The organism is Staphylococcus simulans, from assembly GCF_003043455.1.
Taxonomy (GTDB): domain Bacteria; phylum Bacillota; class Bacilli; order Staphylococcales; family Staphylococcaceae; genus Staphylococcus; species Staphylococcus simulans_A.
Map to the genome: position 1 here is coordinate 1 of NZ_PZGG01000128.1, position 1,829 is coordinate 1,829.

Genomic DNA, 1,829 nt, shown 5'->3' on the forward strand with positions numbered 1-1,829 from the left:
GGGCTGGGACATAAATCCAGTCTCAAATAAAAGCCGAGGAGAATCTTTAATGATTTTCCTCGGCTTTTTATATAAAATACTCATATTATTTCAAAAAAATAAAGCCCTCACGTATAATTAGAGAATAACCACAAACCCAATCATTGGAGGAACTTTATGTATAAAAATTATAACATGTCTCAACTATCACTGCCACTAACGACTGACTTTACCTTCCCTGAAAATGACACAGCATTAATTGTTAATGAAATTGTAGAAGGGATTTCTGAAGATACATTTAATAGATATCAAAATCGTAGAGGTGCTTCATCTTATAATCCACGTATGATGCTTAAAATAATTCTATACGCATATAGTAATTCGATATTTTCCGGTCGGAAAATTGAATTTGCTTTAAAGGACAGCATTAGGTTTATGTGGCTATCTCAAGAACAGACACCTAGTTATAAAACTATTAATCGTTTTCGCTCTAATCCTAAAACCAATGAATTAATCAAAGAATGTTTTACAGAATTCAGAGGGTTTTTAGTGACTAACAATTATATAGATGAAGATGCTGTTTACATAGATGGCACAAAAATTGAAGCTGATGCAAATAAATATACTTTTGTTTGGAAGGCCAACACAGAACGATATAGCAAAGCTAATATGAAGAAATCGAAAGAAGTATACGACGAATTAATGGCGAATGAAATTTTACCGAGTTTAAAAGAGGAATTATCTGAAGAAATACAAGTCCATGAATTACAGGCAATCGAAGATTGCTTAATTCAAAAAATTGATGCATTAACTGAAGAAATTGATGCTAGTAAGGATACTGGAAAAAGGAAAATAGTTCGCTCAAAACGTACGCTTTTGAAAAAATATAAAAAAGTAGTAAGCGAATGTAAAGAGAAAAATGTGAAATACGAAGAACAAAAACGAATTTTAGGTAATAGAAATAGTTATTCAAAAACAGATCACGATGCAACTTTTATGAGAATGAAAGATGATCATATGAGAAATGGCCAATTAAAAGCTGCATATAACATTCAAGTGGGAACCAATAATCAATTTGCATTAGCGTTTGGTGTCTATCAAAATCCAACAGATACAAGAACCTTGGAAAGATTTTTATATAGAATTCAAGATATAAATGGTGACTTACCAGAAAATATTGTATGTGATGCAGGATATGGCAGTGAAAGTAATTATGGAATAATAATAGATGTATTTAATAGAACGCCTTTGATGCCGTACGGCATGTTTTTAAAAGAACAGAAAAGAAAGTATAAACAAAATACTTATAACTCATTAAATTGGGATTATGATGAGAAAGATGACAGATATATTTGCCCCGATGATAAGCTTTTATTCTTTTCTGGATATAGATTTCGAAACGATAAGTATGGATATCAACGTCAATTTAAAGAGTACAAATGTTATGACTGTGTAGGTTGTCCACTTAGAGATGAGTGTATGAATCCAAAAGCCAAACCTGATACCTTAAAAACAATCAGAAGAAATATGGTTTGGGAATACTATAAGCAATTCACAAGAGAAAAGCTTTCAGATCCAAAAACTTCATCAATTTATAAAAAGAGAAAAATTGATGTTGAAACATTTTTTGGTAACCTGAAGGCTAATTTGGGTTTCACTCGAATGTCTGTAAGGGGCATTCAAAAAGTTGAAACAGAAGTTGGCATAGCATGTATGGCCGTGAATATTAGGAAATTAGCAGCTCTACGAGCTGAAAATTTCTTGGACAAAATAAAAAAGGAACGATTTTCATTTTTATATGTGAAAATCGTCCTTTTTATTAGGTTCCAGAACAATTATGTCCCGGCCCC

1 protein-coding gene is annotated in these 1,829 nt (G+C 31.8%); it reads left to right on the forward strand.

Annotation, left to right across the window (positions count from 1 at the left end; translation table 11 throughout):
* Nucleotides 1-156 precede the first annotated feature (156 nt).
* Nucleotides 157-1,829 (forward strand): IS1182 family transposase (locus BU038_RS12295; protein WP_107606250.1); only part of this gene is annotated, 1,673 nt, incomplete at its 3' end.